The organism is Thermoleptolyngbya sp. C42_A2020_037, from assembly GCF_015272455.1.
In the GTDB taxonomy this organism is placed as follows: Bacteria; Cyanobacteriota; Cyanobacteriia; order Elainellales; family Elainellaceae; genus Thermoleptolyngbya.
Genome location: NZ_JACYLP010000045.1, coordinates 1 through 21,800, shown reverse-complemented (window position 1 = coordinate 21,800; position 21,800 = coordinate 1). Strand labels below are relative to the sequence as shown.

Genomic DNA, 21,800 nt, shown 5'->3' with positions numbered 1-21,800 from the left:
AGAAAATCCCCCACTGCCGTCGCGGTTGCAGGCTTGCAATTTCTTAAGAATGGGTCAAGACTCGCACAAGCCCCGCACAAGCCCTGAACAAGACCCGTACAAGCCCCCTAATGGCTATGCGACGGCCAATTCTGGCATCAGCGTCAGCACATCCACCCCCGTGGCCGTCACTGCAACTGTGTGTTCAAACTGGGCAGAAAGCTGCCGATCTTTCGTAACCGCAGTCCATTTATCCGATAAAACTTCCACTTCCCAAGTGCCGACGTTAATCATTGGCTCAATTGTGAACACCATGCCAGGGCGCAGCTTTTTGCCCTTGCCGCGCTTGCCATAGTGGGGAATTTGGGGAGCCGTGTGGAAGATGCGCCCAACGCCGTGCCCCACAAAATCTTGCACCACCGAGAAGCCCTGGGATTCGGCATATTCCTGAATGGCTGCACCAATGTCGCCGATGCGGGCCCCTGGCTTGACCTCGCGAATGCCGCGCCACATGCACTCTTCCGTCACTTCCACCAGCTTGCGGGCAAGGGGCGACGGCTCTCCCACAAAGAACATGCGCGAGGTGTCGCCGTGGTAGCCATCCACAATCGGCGTTACGTCAATGTTAATGATGTCGCCGTCGCGTAGGATTTGTTTGGCATTGGGGATGCCGTGGCACACGACTTCATTGACGCTGGTGCAGATCGATTTGGGAAAGTCGTGGTAGCCCAGCGGGGCGCTTTTGGCTCCATGCCTTTGAGTCCATTCCTCTGCGGCATCGTTTAGCTCCAGCGTGCTGACCCCTGGCTTCACCATCGGCTCCAGGTAGGCGAGGAGTTGGGCAGCAAGCTGTCCGGCCTGGCGCATCTTCTCGATTTCGCGCTGTGACATGAGGGTGATGGTTTCGTTGGACATTTTGGAGGGAGCTAGACGCTAAACGTTGGAGGTTCGAGGCTGCTGTTAAAACTACTAGGACTGCTGCTACGGCGGCAGATCTACAAAGCGGCCCTTTCTACTTCAATTTCTACTTTAATCGGCGGAGGGAGTTTGAATCGAGTGTGGCGTTCCACTGGTAGCGAACGGCGTTGATCAGCAAGATTCGAGTGCAGCGGGAGAGATCTCTGAGTCGCACGATGCGCTCTTTTATTTTGCCCTGTTCCAGCAAAAAGGAGCGATAGATACCGGGCAGCAAGCCGCAATGGACGGGTGGAGTCACCCATTCGCCATCCAGTTCTAGCACCAGGTTGGCAATACAGGTTTCGGTGAGTTCGCCGCGCTCGTTCCACAGCAGGGTGTCGTCGGCTTCGGGGTGTGCCTGTCGTGCCTGCATGTAGACGAGGCGATGGGTGGTTTTGTGATAGAGAAACGGATTGCCAGAGTCAATGGGCGTTCGGGCGATCGCCACTCGATAGACGCTGGGCAGGGGGGCGATCGCCTGGGCTTCGACCGTGGGCGGCTGGCTGGGCGGCACAATCAGCCGCAGCTTGTGGGGCTGGGGGAGGAGGGTGGCGATGCAGTGCTGCACGGCGTTTTCAACAGCATCCCAGTCTACCGTAAAACCGAAATAGGTTGCGGAGGCGCGGAGGCGCTCCAGGTGGCGATCGCCCCAGGCAATTCCGGCTTCTGGAGTCCACAGCATCGACTCCAGCAGGGAAAAGGCAGGACGCACCTGAGTCAACACCTGCGCCTTGGTGCGGCATTCCTGAAACTCAGAGTCGGCTGTAGAATCCCAAACGATACCGCCGCCGACCCCATATTCCGCCTGCCCTGTGGGGCGATGCACCAGCACCGTGCGAATTGCCACGTTAAATTGCGCCTGAACATGCGCCTGAGCATAGGCCTGCGGGTCGGGGCAAATGTACCCAATGGTGCCCGTGTAGACCCGTCGGGGGGCCGTTTCTAGGTCAGCGATGAGAGACATGGTGCGGGCTTTAGGCGCTCCGGTGATAGACGCAGGCGGAAACAGGGCTTGAAAAATGGCTGGCAGGCTGGCTGAGGTTTCTGCCTGAACCGTGCTAGTCATCTGCCAGACAGTGGGATAGCGCTCCAAGGCAAACAAGTGCGACACCTGCACGCTGCCCAACCGCGCTACTCGCGCCAGGTCGTTTCGCACCATGTCTACGATCATCACGTTCTCGGCACGGTTCTTGTCCGAGTGGTACAGATCCTCAGCCTGCTGGCGATCGCCCGCTGCCCACAATCCCCGTGCCGTCGTTCCCTTCATCGGCTTGGAAATGAGCGTGTTGCCCTTCCGCGAAAAAAATAGCTCTGGCGAGGCGCTGCACACGGCCCACTCTGGCAGATGGATAAACGCGCCATAGCCCAGCGGCTGCGCCCGAATCATCTGACACCAGAGGGCCCACGGATCGCGCACATTCTCTGCTTGCAGCCGAAAGGTATAGTTGACCTGATAGGTGTCGCCTGCGTGGATGTGGTGCTTGATGCGGGCGATCGCCGCCTGAAACTCTTCGACCGACAGGTTAGGCTGCCAATTCAGCAGGGGCGGGCTGGCTGCTGTCATTCGCTGGGTCAGATCTTGCTGCGACAGGATTTGCGGTGCTGGATATAGCCCAAACGCCAGCAGCGGAAAGCAGACGGATGCAGATGGGTGTTCGTTCCGCACTGTCAGGGCGGGATCAAATGCAGGCGCAGCTTCGTAACTCACTAGCCCCATCGCCCACAGGCACTCCTGCTGTACCCGCGCTTCAATCTCCGCCAGCGCAGGCAGCACGTCCGCTAGGTCATACACCTCATACTTCGCCACCGGATTCTGGAACCACAGCCAGCGATCGCGCTCTGCCTCTCGCACCAGCGCTTCCCATTCGCCCACACCCTGCCATTCCAAGTCTTCCAACTTGCTCAATCACCCGTCCTAATGCTCATTTCCTCACGCTAGCACGGCTTTACATGCTAGGGCAGATGCCTAAACGGTGGGTCTGTAACTCATCTGCAACTCAACAGCCAGAGAAGCTGTTCATACCACCTCCGCAAAATCTGTGCTACTTGGTGTTGCGTGATTTGGCACTGCGTAATCCGGTGCTGCAATTCCAGAGGTTTTTGCACCACTTTTCAATTTTTTGGGCATCTTAGAAGAAGGATAGATATGATCTGAGTCTAAAAGCGGGATTCAACTGGCGCTTTGGAGACTGGGTCAGGCCTCGATTTCTCAGATTTCTGAGGCTTTGGGGCTGGATTATGAGGTCGGAGTTTATGCTGAGCTTGGCAACTTCCCTTGAGTAGCGTCTTAGGTGCAGTTGGAAGCTGAAAGTCCTTTTTCGGGAAACTGCTTGGGGTGTCTGAAACGATGACAAACTACTGGGCGATCGCCATCGGCATTAATCAGTATCCGCAGTTGCAGCCCCTCGTCTATGCCGAGCGGGATGCCCAGTCCTTGATTCAAAGTTTGATTAACGACGCAGGGTTTCTGCCCGACTCTTGCGTGCGGTTGACCGATAACTCGCCCCCGGCCGCCTGGGGAGCCACCACCCCCGACCGCGCCGGTATCCAAACAGCGATCGCCCAGGTGTGTCAGCGGCTCAAGCCAAACGATTGCCTCTGGCTATTTTTCAGCGGCTATGGGATGCACTATCAAGGCAAAGACTATTTAATGCCTCAAGATAGCGACCCCACCCAGCCTGCCCAGACGGGGCTTTCGGTCGAATTTCTCTATTCCTTGTTGCAGGCAGCGCCGACGAAAAACCTGCTCGTGCTGCTGGACATGAACCGGAGCCAGGGCGTGCTGTCGGGGGTCAGCGCGGGCACCCATACCGCAGCCCTGGCCGAGCAGTATGGCATTCCCACGCTGCTGTCCTGTCGTCCAAACCAGCTTTCCCATGAAACCATTGCCTTGCGTCACGGATTGTTTACGGCTGCGGTGCTGGAGGGGCTAAAGCGTCCGGGCTGCGTCACGCTGGAGCATCTGGTGCAGTTTTTGCAAACGCGCCTGCCAGAGCTAAGCGACCATCACTGGCGACCCCGCCAAGAGCCTTTGGCCATCATTCCAGATAGCCTGCGCTATCAGCTAATCGTGCCCGGAAAGGAGACTCTATCGCCCGCTCTGCCATCTTTTGCGCCTGTGGACGCTCCGGATCGGTTGCAGCCCGTTCCTCATCGGGATGAACCGCCTCGTCGGGCAGGGTCGGCGTGGCAGCCCTCCCAGAGTCCTGAATCCCACCCCGACTGGCGACACTCCAGCCCGCAAAATCCCAGCTTGCAAACCCCTGCAATTCGGCAGGATCACCCGGTCGAGCGAGTTACGCCATCTCCGCCTCCGATTCCGGTTGTGTCGGAGGCGGAACTCCGTCGTGAGCCAGCAGACACACCGCTCCCGCCGTCCTCATCACTCCCTGCGCCACCCCCACCCCCACCCCACCGTACGCCAGTGGCGATCGCCTCTGATGCGTCTGAAGATCGCTCCTGGTGGCAACTGGTGCGCTGGGGGAGCGGGCTTTTGTCGCTGTTGATGGCGGCAGTGATTGTGCGAAATGTGGGCATGGTCTTGCGATCGCCCTCCGACGGCCAGACCATTGCCGTGCAGTCCAGTCCGGGTGTGGTTGCCTCGCCTGCTGGAACCTCGCTGCCAAACCCTGCCGCCAACTCGATTACTTCCACCGCCCCGTCGCCTGCACCGCTGCCCACTCCGTTTCCGGTGGCAAACCCAGCAGCCAATTCGCTGAACCTCCCTGCTCAATCTCCTGTACCGTCTGTGCCGGATACCCGCCCTGTGAGCGAGCCTGCACCGCCCCTGTCAGATCGCGACATCATGAATGCGGCGATGGCAACTCTGACCAAGGTGCGGGCCGAATCGTCGAGCAATCAGGTGTCGGAACTTTCAGAGGCAATTCGACTGTTGCGGCAAATTCGTCCCGATCAGCCGTTGTATAAAGACGCGCAGCAGGCGATTGATCGCTGGAGTCAGGTGATTTTGGATATGGCTTCGGGTCGAGCCATGCAGCGCAACGGAGGCGACCTGTGGCTGGCAGCCAACAACTATCGGGCGGCGATCGCCGCTGCCCAGCTCGTACCCAGCGATCGCGCCAATACCTATCAAGCGGCTCAGCAGGCGATCGCCGGATGGAGTCAGCAAATTTTGAATTTGGCGAATGTTCACGCCCAGTCGGGTGCCCTGGCCCAGGCGGTGCAGGTGGCTCAGCTGGTGCCGCCCGGTACGGCTGCCTACGACGCGGCGCAAGGGGCGATCGCCACCTGGCAAAATCAGCTCGCTGCTGGCATTGGTGCTGTGCCACAAGACCAACCGCTGGCATTCTAACTAACGTTGCAACGGCTTACGCTGGGGCTGAGAGATTTTTGACCTGTTTTGGGAATACTGACAGTACTCAAGCCCCAAAGCACGGATTTCTCAGTCTCTTTTTCGTTACGTTTCTATGTAATTTGGGTTCGATCGCGCCCCAGAGCAGAATTCTCGCTTCTGCTAGGGATCAGGGCGATCGCTCGTTACCATTGCCATACAGAGTCTTTGCAAGCCCCCTGCAAGCAGATGGCGAGAGGCTTGCAGGTTCCTTTCAAACCTTTTACAAACCTTTTTCAGACCTTCCGCAATTCCAGCATCATTCCTCCGTAATTTCTCGGTTTGGCTTCACCTGAATTAGTGCCACTTTTATCTTGGAATTATATGGAAATCTTCTGAAATTCCCCCCTTGGCGCAACCATCTTCAACCCAGGAACCGCCTGAAAGTCCTCCTGCTGACCAGCCTGAGATTTCGCCAAAGACATCCGCGCCGTCCTGTCTCCAGTTTCGCGTTCTGGCAGTTTGCAAAAGAGATGCACCACTCATGGCAAATCATGAACATCTAGCTCTGCTGAAACAGGGCGCAAACGCCTGGAACCAATGGCGCGAAACCCATGCTGAAATTCATCCGAACCTCAGCCACGCTGCACTCAACCAGGCCAACTTGCGCGAAGTCACCCTCAACCAGGCTGATTTGCGAGAGGGCATCTTGAGTCGAGCCGATTTCTGCATGGCGAGTTTGCAGCAGGCCGATCTGAGTCGGGCAGACCTACGCGAGGCAATTCTCTACACAACTGATCTGCGCGAAGCCAACCTGAGCGAAGCCAACTTAATTGGTGCCGACCTGCGAGAAGCCAATCTGAGTAGCGCCAACCTCTCGCTGGCCAGCCTTTGCACCGCAACTCTGTGTACCGCAGACCTGCGACGGGCAAATCTGCGCGAAGCCCTCCTACAGGGCGCAAATCTAAGCCATGCCTCGCTGAATCAGGCAGATTTATGTCTGTCTAACTTGCGCGAAGCCGACCTGAGCCGGGCTGATTTGCGGGGCGCACGGCTATATACTGCTAATCTCTCCCACAGCAATCTCTACGGGGCGAACCTGAGTCAGGCCGATCTGCGCGAGGCTACGCTAAGCCAAGCCAACCTACGCGAAGCCGATTTGCGACAGGCAAACCTTGGTATGTCCATCATTTGCCTGGCAAACCTCGTGGGTGCAACCCTGTATCAGGCTAATTTGACGCGGGCAAACCTCAGCATGTCGAACCTATGCATGGCGAACCTGAGCCATGCGAGCCTGGGCGACTCTATTCTGATTGGCACGAATCTAATTGGCGCAAATCTTTACACCGCAGACCTGAGGGCGAGCGTCTTGACGGAAGCCGACCTGCGCGAAGCCGCGCTCAACGAGGCAGATTTATCGAACACAAGTCTGTTTCGGGCTGACTTGAGCATGGCGAATCTAAGCCATGCCAACTTGTGTGGGGCCGATTTGCGGCAGGCAAACCTGCGACACTCAAACCTTTGGGAAGCTCAGTTGGATGGGGCAAACTTGAGCGGGGCGACGATGCCCGACGGACAAATTCATCCATAGTGGCGTTTAGGAGGTGCAGCTTCAGGCTATTTCGCTAGAAACTAAAAGGCAGCCTCTCTGTACTGAAAGTCGTCTGAGTGGTGAAATGGAAGGGAGAGACTGGTTTGCAGAGGTGTGCAGCCTGACCAGAGACTGCCGAACCATCCAGATATTTCGTGGGCGATCGCCAAGGTCTCTCATCTTTCTAAAACTTGTATAAAACCTGCACAAATAAATCATGCTTTGGCGGTATGCTTTGGGCGACGAAGCGAATTTAGGTAAGCAATCTCAGGATGAACCTGACGTAAACCCTGAATGCATGAACGATGTACGAACGATGAAATCTTTAAAATCCTGCGCGAGTCTTGCACTGGTCTGGGGACATTACTATCTAAGACCCTATTCAAACTTTGATTGACCGCCGATTCAAACTTTTAAGACTAGTGTGTTTCCCGCGACGTGCTGTAAAAAAATTAACATAAGGATGCTTGCTGAATCATTTTTATACAGATCTTAGTGGAATTACTGGTATTTTCAACTACCTCGGTTTGCTGTTAGTTAAATGCCCTGATTGAGAAGCCCCTTGTTATAAGCCACTATTGAGTCACGACTGAATCACGGACGCATCTACCAGGAAACTATGGATATCATTACGCTTACCGCTGTTCTGCTGACTTCTCTCACCTCATTTTTTGCTAGCGAAAACGTGTCCTATCTGCAAGACTTGCAGGTTAAAAACCCGCCCTGTGAAGCTATCTACGCAGAGTGTCGATAGATACACTGCGTATCGATTGGCTCTCTGATTTATACACTCGTTTCCCTGTTGTGTTTTTCTGTGTTTCTCTGTCGTTTCGTCTGTAATGCCTGATCACTTAGGGCTTTTGCGTAAGTGGAACTGTAATGACATGAATGAAAAGGGCGACTCTCTCGATTGGAGGTCGCCCTTTTTGCTGGATATTCAAGCTGGATTGAGCGCCTTAGAAGGTAGGGGCGATCGCCTGCCAAGCCCCAAAGCGATCGCCGTAATATTGCAAAATTCGCTCAACCTGCTGCTGTGCGGCAACGGTCGCCTCCTCGTCATCAATTTCCAAACCACCCACCTGGCTTTGCCGATAGTCAAACTCAGTGGATGCTTGGGGCAGTAGGCCAACTGACACGCCAGGAACCTGACGCAGATGAGCGGCTACCTCTCGGTAAACCGCAAGCGGGAGTTGAGGCAAGCAGATTTGCCGCTTCATAGCGCTACTTCGTTCACCCGATCAACAACCTCATTCACTGAAGCATCCACTCGGTCAGCATTAACCGAGTCAGCCCCTGTTTCCGAAACCATGTTATCCACCGCTTCCGTTACGATTTCCCCAGAGTCGGACGCTTCGGTCTGAGGTTTTGCATCAGGCAGGGGACTAGACACTTTAGGAATTGCCCCAGCCGTGGGCAGCACGCAGCAGTTCACCTCATCCAGACAGACCTTTCCCCATTGCAACGCCCAGCGCACCAGTGCGACCCGGTTGCCCGTTGCAGTTTTAGTCAGGATATTGCTGATGTGGTTATCGACTGTGCGCTTGCTAATCTCTAGCTTCTCGGCAATCTCTTGGTTGGTTAAGCCCGCTGCCACTAGTTCAACAATTTGCAGTTCCCGGTCGGAAAGAGAACTAGAGTTTTGAGACTCGTCAACCCCCATAGTCTGCCCTGTCACGTATATGTACCTACTCGATACTTCAATTTTAGGCGGTTGTTTTGCAAAACTGTTGTTAAATCTATCTGTGAATCGAGATTTGGCAGTCCGATTGGTCAGCGCAGACCGGAGGGCTGGGCTATTCTGAAGAGGGTAAAATTTGACCGATGCTGAGATTGCACTGTAGAACCGGTTGGCAAAAGCAGGCTGGAAGGAGAGGGCGATCGCTCGTCGCACTGCTGCTGGGCTGCCTAGTTGGCCTGCTGCTGATGGGTGCGGCGGCGGGGAATGCGGCCGATCTTGCGCCCCAAGCAGGAACGCCTGCGCCCATTGACCAACCCCTGCCGCCGACTAGCCTGAGCGCAGAAGATATTGCTACTGAGAAGGTTCACCAGTTTGTGCAAGCCTATCTCAAGGTGCTGAAACTCGTGGAAAGCCGCGAGGGCGAGCTACAGGCTGCGGAAACTCAGCTAGAATCCCAACGGGTGCAGCAAGAGGTGGAATTGGAGGCGCTGCGCCTGATCGAGGCGGCAGGGCTGACCCAGCGAGAATATCTGCAATTGTTGGGGCTGGCAAATACCGACTTGGAGTTTCGGGAACGGATGGTTGCTCAACTACAGGAAATGATGGATTAGCAAGATGACACAGCCGCGTGTGCTTTGTTTGGGTGAGGTGTTGCTGGATTATCTAGCCGATCAGCCCGGGAAACCAATGGAGCAGGTGATGTCTTGGACGGCGTATCCGGGCGGTGCGCCCGCGAATGTGGCTTGCGCTTTGGCAAAGCTGGGTACGCCGTCTGGCTTTGTGGGTTGTGTCGGCAATGATGAAGCGGGCGACGCACTGGTGAAGCTGCTGCTAGAGTCGGGGGTAGGTGGAACGGGCATCCAGCGACACGACACTGCGCCGACGCGGGGCGTGTATGTGGTGCGGGATGAGGCGGGCGATCGCCATTTTGCCGGATTTGGCGGGCGGCCCTCCGATGCCTTTGCCGACACGCGCCTGCAAGCCGATGCTTTGCCCGAAGACCTGTTTGCCAATGCCGATTTTTTGGTGCTGGGTACGCTGGAGTTGGCCTATCCAGAGTCGGCTGGGGCGATCGCCCGCGCTTTGGAATTGGCGGAGCAGCACTTTGTCAAAATTTTGGTGGATGTCAACTGGCGGCCCGTGTTTTGGGCCGATCCCGAATCGGCTCGGCAGCCGATTCATGCTTTGATCAAGCGAGTCGATTTTCTAAAGCTCTCCGCCGAAGAAGCCGACTGGCTGTTTGAAACCCGCGACCCCGCCATCATTGCCCATCGCCTGGATAATTTGGAAGGGGTGCTGATTACCGATGGCGACAAGGGCTGTGCCTATTGCCTCAGCGGTAACGACGGGCGCGTTCCGGCCTTCCCGGTCGAAGTGGAAGACACGACGGGCGCAGGCGATGCCTTCGTCGCTGGGTTTTTGCACCAAATTTGCCAGCAGGGAATCGCGGCCCTGGCCAATCCTGAGTTGGCCCGGCAAATCGTGACCTATGCCTCAGCGGTGGGCGGACTCACGACGACTCGACCTGGAGCGATCGCCGCTCAGCCCAGTCCCGCAGAAGTGGGGGCGTTCTTGTATATGCAGCAGCAGGGCTAGAGGGTGACTCCGCTACCGAATCCCGGCCACGCGGCTATACCAGCGCAGCAGGATGCGGGCGAGGCGATCGCTGTCGTGGCGCACTAGGCCCGTCTCGACTTCTTCGTCGATGACGTTGGCGATGACGACACGGCGACCCGTTTGCATCACGCCTTCTCGGTCAAAGTAAACCGGGTTTGAGCCTTCCTGGGCGTAGCGGATGAGCGAGTGGGCAGAGGGCATTTTCTTTTGCACCAGAACTGCGTCAAACAGGCGCTTGCCCGGGGTCACCTGGTCGATGGCGCGGATATGGTCGGACACCGCATAGCCATCGGTTTCGCCAGGTTGGGTCATAACATTGCAGACATAAATCCGGGGCACCTGACGCTGGGCGATCGCCTCTACGATTTCTGGCACCAGCAGATTGGGAATAATGCTGGTGTACAAGCTGCCGGGGCCGATGATGATGTAATCGGCTTCCTCAATAGCTGCCAGGGCGCGGGGCAAGGCAGGCGGATTGGCGGGCGTGCAGCCAATTCGCACAATTTTGCCCTGGGCTTCGGTAATGTTTGATTCGCCCTCGATGTGGCGGCCGTCTTCCAAATCAGCCCAGAGGCGCACGTCGCTCAGGGTTGCAGGCAACACCTGCCCCCGCACGGCAAGGACTTTGGAACTAGCGGCGATCGCCTGCTCCAAATCCCCCGCCACCTCGCTCATCGCTGTCAAAAATAAATTGCCGAAGCTGTGACCTACCAGCCCATCGCCCGCCTGAAAGCGATATTTGAATAGCTCCGTCAGCAGCTTTTCTTCATCCGCCAGCGCCGCCAGACAGTTGCGGATATCTCCCGGCGGCAACACGCCAATCTCGCGCCGCAGCCGCCCCGACGACCCGCCATCATCCGCCACCGTCACAATCGCCGTAATATTGGCGCTATAGTGTTTCAGCCCCCGCAGCAGCGTAGACAGACCCGTGCCGCCGCCCAGCACCACAATTCGCGGGCCCCGATTTAGACGGCGATGGGCCATCAGCCGATCGACGAGTTCCTCCTCTTCTCCCGGCATCAGCACTTCAGTAATCGACCCCAAGCTGCGCGTCTGCCCCCAAAACACCAGCAGCAGACCTGCCAGCATTACCAGTGGCCCACTAATGTAGTTCGGCACGATGCGCGTGATGACTTCCAGCACATCCCCAATGAGCTGCCCCAGGCGAAAGATTGGCGTTTGCCGCGACCAAATTGCAATCCCCAGCAGCAACAGCAGACAGCCCCCAATGGTGATAAACAGCCACCGCTTGACCGATAGCCCCGGCGATAGCCATTTAAACCATTGATTCACCCGATGGGGCGTGCGATGGCGGTTTGCCGCTTTGGGCGCGGGCTTTTTGGATAGGTTGGCCCGGCGGAGGCGCGGCTCAGGCTTGATGGCTTGGAGGGCGTGCTTTAAGAGTCCGTTTGACATGGTGACCTGTCTGGGGCAAAAGGGCGGCAACGCTGCGTATCAGTTTATACTCTGAAAATCGACCTGGGTTTTGCAAAACCTATCACGCTCTGATAACGTTCTAGCCTCGTGGTATTTCACAGGTGAAGCTATAACTAGATGACGCTGTAACGGAATAGAAGAATGATTAAGAACGGATTAAATTCAATCCTCTGACGGGGTCAGCGAAGTCAGTATTTCGTTAACTATCCTGACATTTCAGGGCTGTGGGGTGCGCTCGTGTAAAGTCTTGATGAATTCGTGATGAAGTTTTGGAAGCTTCCCATTGATTGCACTTTCCTACTTATGCCACTGTCGTTCAGGGTTGAATTGGGTCTACTTCCGCTGCAAGGATATTAGCCTATCCCGATTGAATCCACGGTTTATTTTTTAAGAAAGCTGGCTTTCGCTTGCCTGGGGCGGGTGAACCCTTTCACGCTGCAATCGCTGCGGGTTTGCGAGACTGGACTTATCATTTGGGTAGCCGGAGGGATGCCAGTTGGTAGGATGCTAGTCGGCGGGATATATGTACGAAGCGAACGTGCGGATACAAAAAGAAGGCACACTGGAAGCAGTTACACCAGGGGAAGGCACACTGGAAGCAAGCACCCAGGGGGAAGGAACACTGGAAGCAGGCACACAGGCGCAAAGCATGGGCGAACCGTTGATTGAGTTGCGCGGAGTGAGCAAGTCCTTTGGCGATCGCGTCGTGCTGGACGAAGTGGATCTGGCCATTTACCCCAATGAGGCAGTGGGCATCATCGGCCCATCGGGTACTGGAAAATCAACCATCCTTCGCCTGATTGCGGGGTTGATCGCGCCGGATGCAGGCGAAATCTATCTGAAAGGGCAACGCCGCATGGGGCTAGTAGACGAGGGCAAAGATCCCTTCGGCGTGGGTATGGTGTTTCAGCGGGCGGCGCTGTTCGATTCGCTGACGGTGGATGAAAACGTTGGCTTTTTGCTGTATCAGCATTCTCGATTGCCACGTCAGCAAATTCGTCAGCAGGTAGAGCGGGTGTTGGAAATGGTGGGGTTGCCAGGAACGGGCGATCGCTATCCGTCGGAACTCTCTGGCGGGATGCGCCAGCGGGTCAGCTTTGCCCGCGCTATTCTAAAAAACCCCGATAATCCGGCAGACAACCCCGAACTGCTGCTCTATGATGAGCCAACCGCTGGGCTAGACCCAATCGCCTCTACGGTGATCGAAGACCTGATCCGCAAGCTGCAATGCACCGAGGATGGCTGCACTACCTACGCCATTGTGACCCATCAGCACAGCACCATTCGCCGCACCGCCGACCGCATTGTTTTTTTGCACCAGGGCAAAGTGCAGTGGGAAGGGCGAGTGGAGGAGATCGACACGACGGACAATCCAGCCATGCGGCAGTTTTTTACGGGCAGCGTGGAAGGGCCCATACGAGTGGTTGGGTAATCCGGCAATGGGGTACGAGGCGAAGGAGGAGCCATGATCCGCAAGTGTCTCCCCCTTCTGTATCAATTTGTCACTGATCAATTTGTCACTGCATTACTCCTCCGGTGGCATCTCCAAGCTGGGCAGCGTAACAGTAAAGCAGGTTTCTCCCCGGCTGTCTTCGGTGTGGCTGCTTTCAACGGCGATCGCCCCGCCCAGTCGTTCCACCAGCCGCTTGACCAGCGCCAGCCCCAGCCCCGTGCCGCCATAGCGCCAGGGATCGTTGCTGGGAATGCGATAAAACCGCTCAAAAATGCGATCGTGCTCTGCTTCAGGGATTTCAACCCCTGTGTTGGTAACGCAGATTTGGAAGAGGGTCGGCGCGTTGGGGTAGGTTGGCTCGGTTGGGTCGGTGAAAGATTGGCTACTCTGTTGGTGGTTGCGCGGTCGGTTCCACGGTCTGGCTTCGACGGTGATGCGCTCTCCAGCGGGCGTATACTTGCAGGCGTTGGTCAGCAGCTCCGTCAAGATGCGCTCTAGGTAGGACGAGTCGGTGATGAGCGGGGGCAGGTTTGCTGCAACGTTGATAAACAACTGCTGCTGATTGTCGCGGATCTGTTCAATGAACGCTTCGGCGATGTGCGGCACCCAGAGATCGAGGCGGACTTCGCTAGGCAGCAGCGGATCGACCTCGGCATCGAGATGCGACAGGTCGAGCAGGTTATTGATCAGGTCTGATTCGCGCTGGCACTCGTCTTGCAAGATTTGGAAATAGCGCGTAATGGGGTTGCTGCGATCGCCCAAAATGCCCAGCCGATTCAGGTGAATTTCCAAAAGCTGAATCGACATCTTGATGCCCGCTATGGGTGTGCGTAGCTCATGGGACACCGTGCTGAGAAAGTCGTCCTTAAGGCGATTGAGCCGCTCTAGCTCTTCGACCTGAGACAGCGATGTGTAATAAAGTCGGGCCTGCCGGATGGCGATCGCACATTGCGTTGCGACCTGCTGCACCAGACGAATCTCCGCTTCATTAAACCACTGCTGGCGCTCTCGAAATAGCCAGATATCGCCCAAAATCCCCTGGTCGTCAAACACCGGAAATGCTAGAACCGCCAGAGATTCTTGCATCTGGGGCACGGGATCAGGAGCCATTTGGCAAAACTGAAAAGGCAGCCCCGCCAGCAGTTGTCGATACAGGTCTGGCTTGTCGGCAAACCGCACGACCTGCCCCTCGGCGTTGGGCAGCCAGGTCGTGTACTCATGGCCGATAACGCTGCTTTGCAGGTCAGGGCTGTAGGTCGCAGTCCGGCAACACAAGATATCGGGCAATCCGCGCCCAACCTCCTCCACCACGCCCTGCAAAATCTGGGCTTCGTCCAGGCTGTCGCGCACTTTGTCAGTAATTCGCTTTAGCAGTGCCTCAAACTCTAGCGCCTGCTGCAATTGAGCAGTGCGGTGCGCGACCTGATGCTCCAGGTCATCATTCAGTCGCTGCACTGACTGATACAGACCCGCCTGCTGAATGGCGATCGCCAATTGATCGACCACCGCCTGAACCGTTTCCAACTCCCAACTTTGCCACTGCCGCGAAGGCTGCTGATAGTTCAGCGACAGCGCCCCCCACACCCGCCCCTCAGCCGTCTCCGTTTCGGCCAAGCCCATTCGGGGAATCGGCACTAGCATCCAAACTCCTGGAAAATCAGCCGCGTAGGACTGATTAATCGGGTCGGATTGGTCCGCTAAGCTGCCAACGTGCATCACCTGGAGTTGTTTTAGCCCAGATGCCAATGGATTGCCCTCATCGGGAATGATCAGTCCATAAGCATCAGGCAATTCTGGGCGGTTGCGATAGCTGCACACATTCATCCAGCAGCCTTGCGTAGGCTGATAGCGCACCAGTTCCGCCCGGTCGAGCCTCAGCATTTCGCCGATCGCAGTCGTGGCGTTGGCGAAAACCGTTTGCAAATCCAGAGAATTGCGAACAGATTGGACAAGCTGGTTTACTAGCTGTTCCTTTTGGGCTTGCTGTTGGGTTTGTCGATACAGTTCGGCCTGGGAAATGCCAATCGCCAGTTGGGTGCTGAGCTGTTGCAGCAGGTCTTCGCTGAGGGCATCCCACTGGTGCGGCGCGGTGCAATGGTGAGACACCAACAGTCCCCATAGCCGATCTTTCACGACGATGGGAATGATCAGCACTGCCCGCACCTGAAGCTGGGTCAACATCTCTCGATAGCAGTCCGACAGATCATCACGCTGCACATCGTTGACGCGATGGATGCGGCCACTCACGTAGGGATGCGAGTCGGGGAGGGACAAGGATGCTGCGAAGCAGGGATCTTCGATGACTCGATCGAGCAGCGACAGGGATTCGCGGGCGACCGACTCGGCGACGACTTTGCCGCTCCAGTCGGGCTGAAACTGGTAGATCAGCACCCGATCTACCGTGAGGAAGTGTCGCACCTGTTCCACTGTGGCGTGGAGCATGGTCTGCAAATCGAGCGACTGGCGGATGGTTTGTGCTAGTCGGGTGATGAAGCGCTCTCGCTCAATCGCGTGCTGTTCGGTTGCGAGGGTCTGCTGCATGTCAGCCAGCGATCGCCCCTCCAGGGTTTCGTCCTCTTTTTCAGGGTCATTTTCAGAGTCATTTGCCTCGCCCAAATCTCGCAAAATTGCCAAGTGTAAATCTGGCGCAGGGCAGGCGGCGATCGCCCGATAGGCAACCCGTCGCAAGCGTCCGTCGGCTGTCGAAATCAGCGTTTGCCCAGACTGCTGGCGATCGCGCAGAAATTGGGCCCAAGCAGCCTCGGACTGGCACTCTAGCGGCACAAAATCCTGGAGTCGCCGCTGACACAGCACATCCACTGGCAATTCTAGAAGATTGCTGGCGGCTGAGTTGGCAGCTCGACAATAGCCCGCATCGTCAAACGCTAGCATTGCGTCAAAAGACAGCCTGAAGAGCGCTTGAAAGACTGGGTTCGTTTCAAGCTCGGTGAGTGGTCTGGCGGCTGGGTTTCCGATGCGCTCATCGTAGATGGACGGACGGATGGGAAAACCCGTAACAGCGTCGCCATACTCTGGAGGCGGAGGAGACTGTTCAGGGTTCATGTCCCTAGTCAAACTATGGCTGATGTTATGAATGCAGCAATCGGTGCCAACCAAGGATGGCAAATCGTCGCCTGCTTAGTAATTGAAAATAGAAAAACTCGGAGCAGCTAGACTTAGTTGCCGTGATGCCGGAGCGCCTGATGGCACGGTAGCAAGAATATTGGGCGCATCCCAGATATGCAAGTTTGCCTTCATCCCCCAGCCCCTTCTCCCCAAAAAAGGAGAAGGGGAGCCGGATTGGAAGTCCCTCTCCCGCTTTGGGAGAGGGATTTAGGGTGAGGGTTATAAAAGTTGGGATACACCCAGAACATTTCACCCTGAGCCATTCGGAAATCGAATTATATCTGCAAACGTTACCGAGTGGATGTTGGGTGAAGGTTCCTCTTGAACCGCTTCGACCGTCATTTTGGGGCTGTCTGTCTCGACCGAGCAGCTATCAAAAACTAGCGCTGGGAACAAGACCCTTATTTGCGATTGGTTGGGAGAAAACATTCAGGGAACGGATTGAGTGAACCGATATATTGGGTGAATTGAAAGGTTTGAGTCTTCTACTGTAAGAAGCAGCACTTTACAGGCCATCGACAAAATTAGAGAACTTTCTTGGAAACGAGGGCGATCGCCCGCTGTAATTGGGTGTTTCTACGATTACACTCTCGACATAGAAATACCAAATTGAACCCTCGCTGTAGACAAGTACAGTTGGAATTCAAGAGGGTTTGAGATTACTCCCGATCCTGATAAGCCTCTTCAGGCGCGTCTTCGGTAGGCAAGAGGGCAGGAATGAGCGTTGTGATGTGTTCAGTTTTGGTCAGCTTGAGCAGCTTTTCGCCGCTTGTCGCGCCACTGGGGAAGGACTCGGCGGGAAGGCGGGCGAGGCGATCGCCACTGGTCAGCACGGTCACCATCGTCCCGTCGTAGGCCGGCACTAGCCCCACCACCGCATCCGTCTTGGCCACGAACTGGAGCGCCTGACCCAAGTCACCCCGATTCGCCAGACGCAGGCTCCGCACGGGCAGTCGCTTGCCCATGCCCTGGCGCGAAATCAGCAGAATCTCGTCGTCTGCCGTCAGCGCAACGCAGCCCGCCAGGGTTTCCTGCTTGCCCAAGCGAATGGCCTGCAAGCCTTGTGCCGTGCGGCTTTGCACCGGAAGCTGGTCTTCGTTGATTTCAAACCGCAGCATCCGTCCGCCTGCTGTTGCTAGGACAAGTTGTTCACCCTCAGCCGCCAGCAGCGCGATTTGCAGCGTGTCGCCGTCTTTCAGCTTCAGGGCCGTCAGCCCCCGCCCCGTCAAGTTGGTAAACTCTGCCAGCGGCACCCGCTTGATCCGCCCCTGAGCCGTCAGCATCACCAAATCTAGGCTTTCCAAAAACTCTGGAGCCAGCACAAACTGCGCCACGATCGCATCCTCTCCGGTCTGTGCTCCTGGTGGCAGCAGCGTCACCAGGGGCGTTCCCCGCGACTGGCGCGAGGTCGGTGGAATATCACCAACCCTCAGCGTATAGGCTTTGCCGCTGCGGGTGAGGACGAGTAGCTCCTGCGTGGTCAGTGCCGATTCGGTTTGTAGGGCGGGGTCTTCGCTTTCGATCAATGTTTTGGGCGGAATGTCTTCTTGCTTAGCCTGCTGCCGCTCAAAGGCTTTGGGTGTGGAGCGGCGCACATAGCCCCGCTGGGTAAACTCCAGCACGACTTCCTCTTCGATCACCTCTTCGGCAATGTCTGCAAGAGTTTCGGCTTCTTCGAGCCGCTCGGTTTCCGTTTGCAGGCGGGTGCGGCGCGGGTCAGCAAACTTCTTCTTGAGGGCCCGCAGGTCTTTTTTCAGAGATTTCAGCAGTTCCCGACGGTTGCTGAGCAAGGTGCGGAGTTCCTGCATTCGGGCGGCGGTTTCGTCGTATTCGGTCTGGAGTTTTTGCTGTTCTAGCCCGGTGAGGCGACGCAGCGGCATGGAGAGGATGGCATCACACTGGCGATCGCTAAAGTCGAACTCTTCTCGAAACTGAACCTTGGCCGCACCGCCATCGGGCGCATTTCGCAAAATGTCAATCACCCGATCCAGATTGGCCAGCGCCCGCAGCAGCCCTTCCAGAATATGAATATGGCTCTCGGCTTTGTTTAGCTCATAGCTATATTGGCGGGTGAGGGTTTCTTCACGGAAGGCGAGGAACTGTTGCAATAGCTCCCGCAACGGCATCTGGCGCGGCTGTCCATCGGCCAGCGCCAGAAAAATTGCGCCAAAGTTGCTTTGCAGGGGAGTCATTTTGTAAAGCTGGCTCAGCACCCGCTGGGGGTTGGCCTCGCGCTTCAGTTCAATGACCACGCGCATCCCGTCCCGATCGCTCTCATCGCGGATGTCTTGAATGCCTTCGATCCGGGTCTGGTTCACCAAATCGGCAATTTTCTCGATCCAGGCGGCTTTGTTTACCTGGAAGGGCAGTTCTGTTACAACAATGGCCGTGCGGCGATGGCGACCCCGGCCCGGCTGAATTTCTTCAAACTGGGCAATGCCGCGTATGGCGATGCTGCCGCGCCCAGTGGTATAGGCATCGCGGATTCCCTCCGTGCCCACGATTTCGCCGCCTGTGGGAAAGTCGGGGCCAGGAATCAGTGCAAAAAGCTGTTCATCGGGCAGGTCGGGGTTGTCGATTAGCGCTACCAGCCCGTCCACCACTTCGCCCAGGTTGTGGGGCGGGATGTTGGTCGCCATGCCCACGGCAATACCGGACGACCCATTCAGCAGCAGCGTTGGCAACTGGGCCGGCAGTACGACGGGTTCCTGCTGCGAGTTGTCAAAGTTGGGGATGAAATCGACCGTAGCTTCGCCAATTTCTGTCAGCAGTGCTTCATGGCTAATGGGGGCAAGGCGCGTTTCGGTGTAGCGCATGGCGGCGGGCGGGTCGTCGTCTACCGAGCCAAAGTTGCCGTGGCCGCCCAGTAGCGGGTAGCGGCTGGAGAAATCCTGCACCATCCGCACCAGCGCGTCGTACACCGCCTGGTCGCCGTGGGGGTGATATTTGCCCAGCACGTCGCCCACGACGCGGGCGCATTTGCGGAAGGGGCGATCGGGCGTGAGTCCCAGTTCGTGCATGGCGTAGAGGATGCGGCGATGCACCGGCTTTAGCCCGTCGCGCACATCTGGCAGCGCCCGTCCCACGATGACGCTCATTGCGTATTCCAGATAGGATTGCTGCACTTCGGTATGCAGCGCCGTAGCCACCACTTGGCCGGCGGAGAGGTTGAGCTGTCTAGCCATGAGCGTGTTTAAGAACTAAAAGGCAGGTGAAACGAGCGAGGGAACAGGAGCGTAAGCGATGCCCGAAACCCAACCATAGCGCTAATTTCGCATTTATCAGCAGCATTACTGAATTGCTGAGAATCTGCAAGTGGAGCACGAGCTTGGGGGGCAGACGGGCAACCCGCTGCGGTAAGCGATAAATTAACAGAGGGGGAGAGGGGCCAAGGGACGGGGCGATCGCCCTTGAGACAGGTTTGAAATGCTATGCTCAGGTTTATTCCTCTTTTATATTTCTTCATCATGTAGCCTAACTGTCTTGGTTAGAAATGTTTCATTCTTTTGAGTAAGGGTGAATAGTGGAGAGAGTGAGCAATTGGCATGAAGACAGTTCTAATTGTTGAAGACGACTTAATTAACGCTCGCGTCTTTTCCAAGATTTTGACCAAGCGGGGCGGCTTGGAGGTTCGCCACACCGAGAATGTGGATGAGGTCATGGAAATTGCGACGGCGCGAGCAGCGGACATTATTTTGATGGATGTGTCGCTGTCGCACAGCGTCTATCAGGGCAAGCCCGTTGACGGCATTAAGATTACCCAAATGCTGAAGGCTGATCCCAAAACGGCGGATTTGCCGATTATTCTGGTTACGGCTCATGCGATGGAGGGCGATCGCGAGAATTTCCTGAAGCAGAGCGGAGCCGACGACTATATCTCCAAGCCCGTGGTGGATCACCAGCGGTTTGTTGAGCAAATCATGTCGCTGCTGCCCCAAGAGTAATTTGATTCTAGTACATTTGTATGAACTTGCCGCTTCCGCATTTGCAGAGGCGGCTTTTTTGTGGGGCGGGGTTCTGCGGCGGGTAGCGCTTTCCGAGCCAGCAATCCTTGGGGGAAGCTTTCCCCCAAACCCCCGCTTGGGGGACGAAGCGCGTCCCCCAAACCCCCTCCGACCTGGCGATCGGCGGTGAAACTGAGAAACGGGCCGCAGCAGATGCGGTCGGAGGATCGCTCAGATTGCCAGTCTGATTACTCCCTGGATTGTGTTTGCGCTGAAAGGGCAACTGGTCGCGGGAACTTCTGTCTGGGTAGAGAAATCCTAAAATCTATCTGCAAAGTCAATCAAAAAAGTTAATTCCACGACAAATCGTGAAATTTCGACAGTTCTACTCTGCTTTCCGGCGAGAAACTCCTTTTTCTGCCTTTCTTGCCGGCGTTTTCACTGCCTTTCAACGGCATCCGTTTCGCCCCTGGCGCACCAGGCTAATCGCGCTGGGTCTGGCGCTGTCGATGCTGCTTCACCTGCCGCTGAGCGGGATGGCGCAGTCTGCGCTGCCCACGACGGAGCTGCGCGGCGTATGGCTCACCAATATCGACAGCGATGTGCTGTTTTCGAGCGATCGCCTCTCCAATGGCCTCCGCCGCCTCTCGCGCCTGCATTTCAACAGCATCTATCCCACTGTCTGGAACTGGGGCTATACGCTGTATCCTAGCGCCACTGCCGAGCGAGTCATTGGGCGACAGGTAGACCCCCACTCCGGGTTGCAACAGCGCGATATGCTTGCTGAAGCCGTGCAGCAGGGACATCGCCTGGGTCTGGCCGTGGTTCCCTGGTTCGAGTTTGGCTTTATGGCTCCGGCTGATTCAGAACTGGCGCGACGGCATCCCGACTGGCTGACGCAGCGGCGCGATGGCTCTCAGGTGGTTATGGAAGGGATCTGGCCCCGCGTCTGGATGAACCCATTCCATCCGCAGGTGCAGGAATTCATCTTGAGCTTAATTGCCGAACTCGCCGCCAATTACGAAATCGACGGGCTGCAACTGGACGACCACTTTGGGCTACCCGCCGAACTAGGCTATGACCCCTACACCATCCGGCTCTATCAGCAGGAGCATCAGGGCCAGTCGCCGCCCGCCAATCCCTACGATGCTGAATGGACACGCTGGCGGGCCGATCGCATCTCTGCTCTGATGGTGCGCCTGTTTGAAACCGTGAAATCCTACCGCCCCGACTGCCTGGTGGCCCTGTCGCCCAACACCCAGGACTACGCCTATCGCCACTATCTGCAAGACTGGAAGACCTGGGAGCGGCGCGGCTATGTGGAGGAGCTAATTATCCAGATTTATCGAGATAACGTAACTAGCTTTGCCGCCGAACTCAGCCGCCCCGAAATTGTCGAAGCCCGCAGCCACATTCCTGTCGCCATCGGTATCCTAGCCGGACTCAAAGATCGTCCCGCCCGCCCAGAAGTAATCCGCCAACAGGTTTATGCCGTCCGGCAGCAGGGCTTTGCGGGCGTGTCGTTCTTCTTCTACGAAACGCTACACGGGCGCGATCGCACGCTCCGCACGCTATTTCCCAGACCAGCCCAGCGACCGAGGGTGGGGTAATGGGGGGAGAGGCGGAAAAAATGAAGAACGAAGAACGAAAAACGAAGAACGAAAAACGGACACTCTTCGTTCTTCTCTCTTCGTTCTTCTCTCTTCGTTCTTCTCTCTTCGTTCTTC

13 protein-coding genes and 1 pseudogene are annotated in these 21,800 nt (G+C 56.6%); 7 read left to right on the top strand and 7 right to left on the bottom strand.

What is annotated here, in order from left to right:
* Positions 1–114: 114 nt before the first annotated feature.
* Positions 115–894 carry a type I methionyl aminopeptidase gene (map, locus tag IGS16_RS14040; protein WP_297086419.1) on the bottom strand — a complete coding sequence of 260 codons (780 nt, stop codon included), beginning with the start codon at positions 892–894 and terminating at the stop codon, positions 115–117.
* A gap of 109 nt (positions 895–1,003) precedes the next feature.
* The gene (pabB, locus tag IGS16_RS14035; protein ID WP_297086416.1) at positions 1,004–2,842 is read right to left on the bottom strand and encodes an aminodeoxychorismate synthase component I; all 1,839 of its coding nucleotides are present in this window, start codon (positions 2,840–2,842) and stop codon (positions 1,004–1,006) included.
* A 441-nt stretch (positions 2,843–3,283) separates the two neighbouring features.
* On the opposite strand from pabB, the gene IGS16_RS14030 reads away from it, so the two are divergent.
* Positions 3,284–5,248, top strand: a complete 1,965-nt coding sequence (locus tag IGS16_RS14030) for a caspase family protein (RefSeq protein WP_297086415.1) — start codon at positions 3,284–3,286, stop codon at positions 5,246–5,248.
* 523 nt (positions 5,249–5,771) lie between these two features.
* On the top strand, positions 5,772–6,818 hold the full coding sequence (locus tag IGS16_RS14025; protein WP_297086413.1) for a pentapeptide repeat-containing protein: 1,047 nt from the start codon (positions 5,772–5,774) through the stop codon (positions 6,816–6,818).
* A gap of 956 nt (positions 6,819–7,774) precedes the next feature.
* Here the strand turns inward: IGS16_RS14025 and IGS16_RS14020 are convergent.
* Together IGS16_RS14020 and IGS16_RS14015 are read right to left on the bottom strand one after the other, a co-directional pair.
* On the bottom strand, positions 7,775–7,954 hold the full coding sequence (locus tag IGS16_RS14020) for a hypothetical protein (protein WP_297086411.1): 180 nt from the start codon (positions 7,952–7,954) through the stop codon (positions 7,775–7,777).
* A 275-nt stretch (positions 7,955–8,229) separates the two neighbouring features.
* A pseudogene (locus IGS16_RS14015) lies at positions 8,230–8,478 on the bottom strand (LuxR C-terminal-related transcriptional regulator); the annotation flags it as partial.
* A gap of 161 nt (positions 8,479–8,639) precedes the next feature.
* On the opposite strand from IGS16_RS14015, the gene IGS16_RS14010 reads away from it, so the two are divergent.
* Together IGS16_RS14010 and IGS16_RS14005 are read left to right on the top strand one after the other, a co-directional pair.
* Positions 8,640–9,107, top strand: coding sequence for a DUF4168 domain-containing protein (locus IGS16_RS14010; RefSeq protein ID WP_297086408.1), 468 nt, complete (start codon positions 8,640–8,642; stop codon positions 9,105–9,107).
* Between the two features lie 4 nt (positions 9,108–9,111).
* Positions 9,112–10,092, top strand: coding sequence for a carbohydrate kinase (locus IGS16_RS14005; RefSeq protein ID WP_297086406.1), 981 nt, complete (start codon positions 9,112–9,114; stop codon positions 10,090–10,092).
* A gap of 12 nt (positions 10,093–10,104) precedes the next feature.
* On the opposite strand, the gene yvcK is transcribed toward IGS16_RS14005, so the two are convergent.
* On the bottom strand, positions 10,105–11,529 hold the full coding sequence (gene yvcK / locus IGS16_RS14000; protein WP_297086404.1) for a gluconeogenesis factor YvcK family protein: 1,425 nt from the start codon (positions 11,527–11,529) through the stop codon (positions 10,105–10,107).
* Between the two features lie 670 nt (positions 11,530–12,199).
* On the opposite strand from yvcK, the gene IGS16_RS13995 reads away from it, so the two are divergent.
* Positions 12,200–12,982, top strand: coding sequence for an ABC transporter ATP-binding protein (locus IGS16_RS13995; protein ID WP_297086895.1), 783 nt, complete (start codon positions 12,200–12,202; stop codon positions 12,980–12,982).
* A gap of 93 nt (positions 12,983–13,075) precedes the next feature.
* On the opposite strand, the gene IGS16_RS13990 is transcribed toward IGS16_RS13995, so the two are convergent.
* Both IGS16_RS13990 and gyrA read right to left on the bottom strand, forming a co-directional pair.
* Positions 13,076–16,066, bottom strand: a complete 2,991-nt coding sequence (locus IGS16_RS13990) for a GAF domain-containing protein (protein ID WP_297086402.1) — start codon at positions 16,064–16,066, stop codon at positions 13,076–13,078.
* A gap of 722 nt (positions 16,067–16,788) precedes the next feature.
* A complete protein-coding gene (gene gyrA / locus IGS16_RS13985) occupies positions 16,789–19,314 on the bottom strand; it encodes a DNA gyrase subunit A (protein ID WP_297086400.1) in 2,526 nt (841 codons plus the stop codon).
* A 360-nt stretch (positions 19,315–19,674) separates the two neighbouring features.
* Between gyrA and IGS16_RS13980 the strand changes: the two genes are divergently transcribed.
* Both IGS16_RS13980 and IGS16_RS13975 read left to right on the top strand, forming a co-directional pair.
* Positions 19,675–20,073 carry a response regulator gene (locus tag IGS16_RS13980; protein WP_172358233.1) on the top strand — a complete coding sequence of 133 codons (399 nt, stop codon included), beginning with the start codon at positions 19,675–19,677 and terminating at the stop codon, positions 20,071–20,073.
* A gap of 368 nt (positions 20,074–20,441) precedes the next feature.
* The gene (locus IGS16_RS13975) at positions 20,442–21,683 is read left to right on the top strand and encodes a glycoside hydrolase family 10 protein (RefSeq protein WP_297086398.1); all 1,242 of its coding nucleotides are present in this window, start codon (positions 20,442–20,444) and stop codon (positions 21,681–21,683) included.
* The last annotated feature ends 117 nt before the right edge of the window (positions 21,684–21,800 follow it).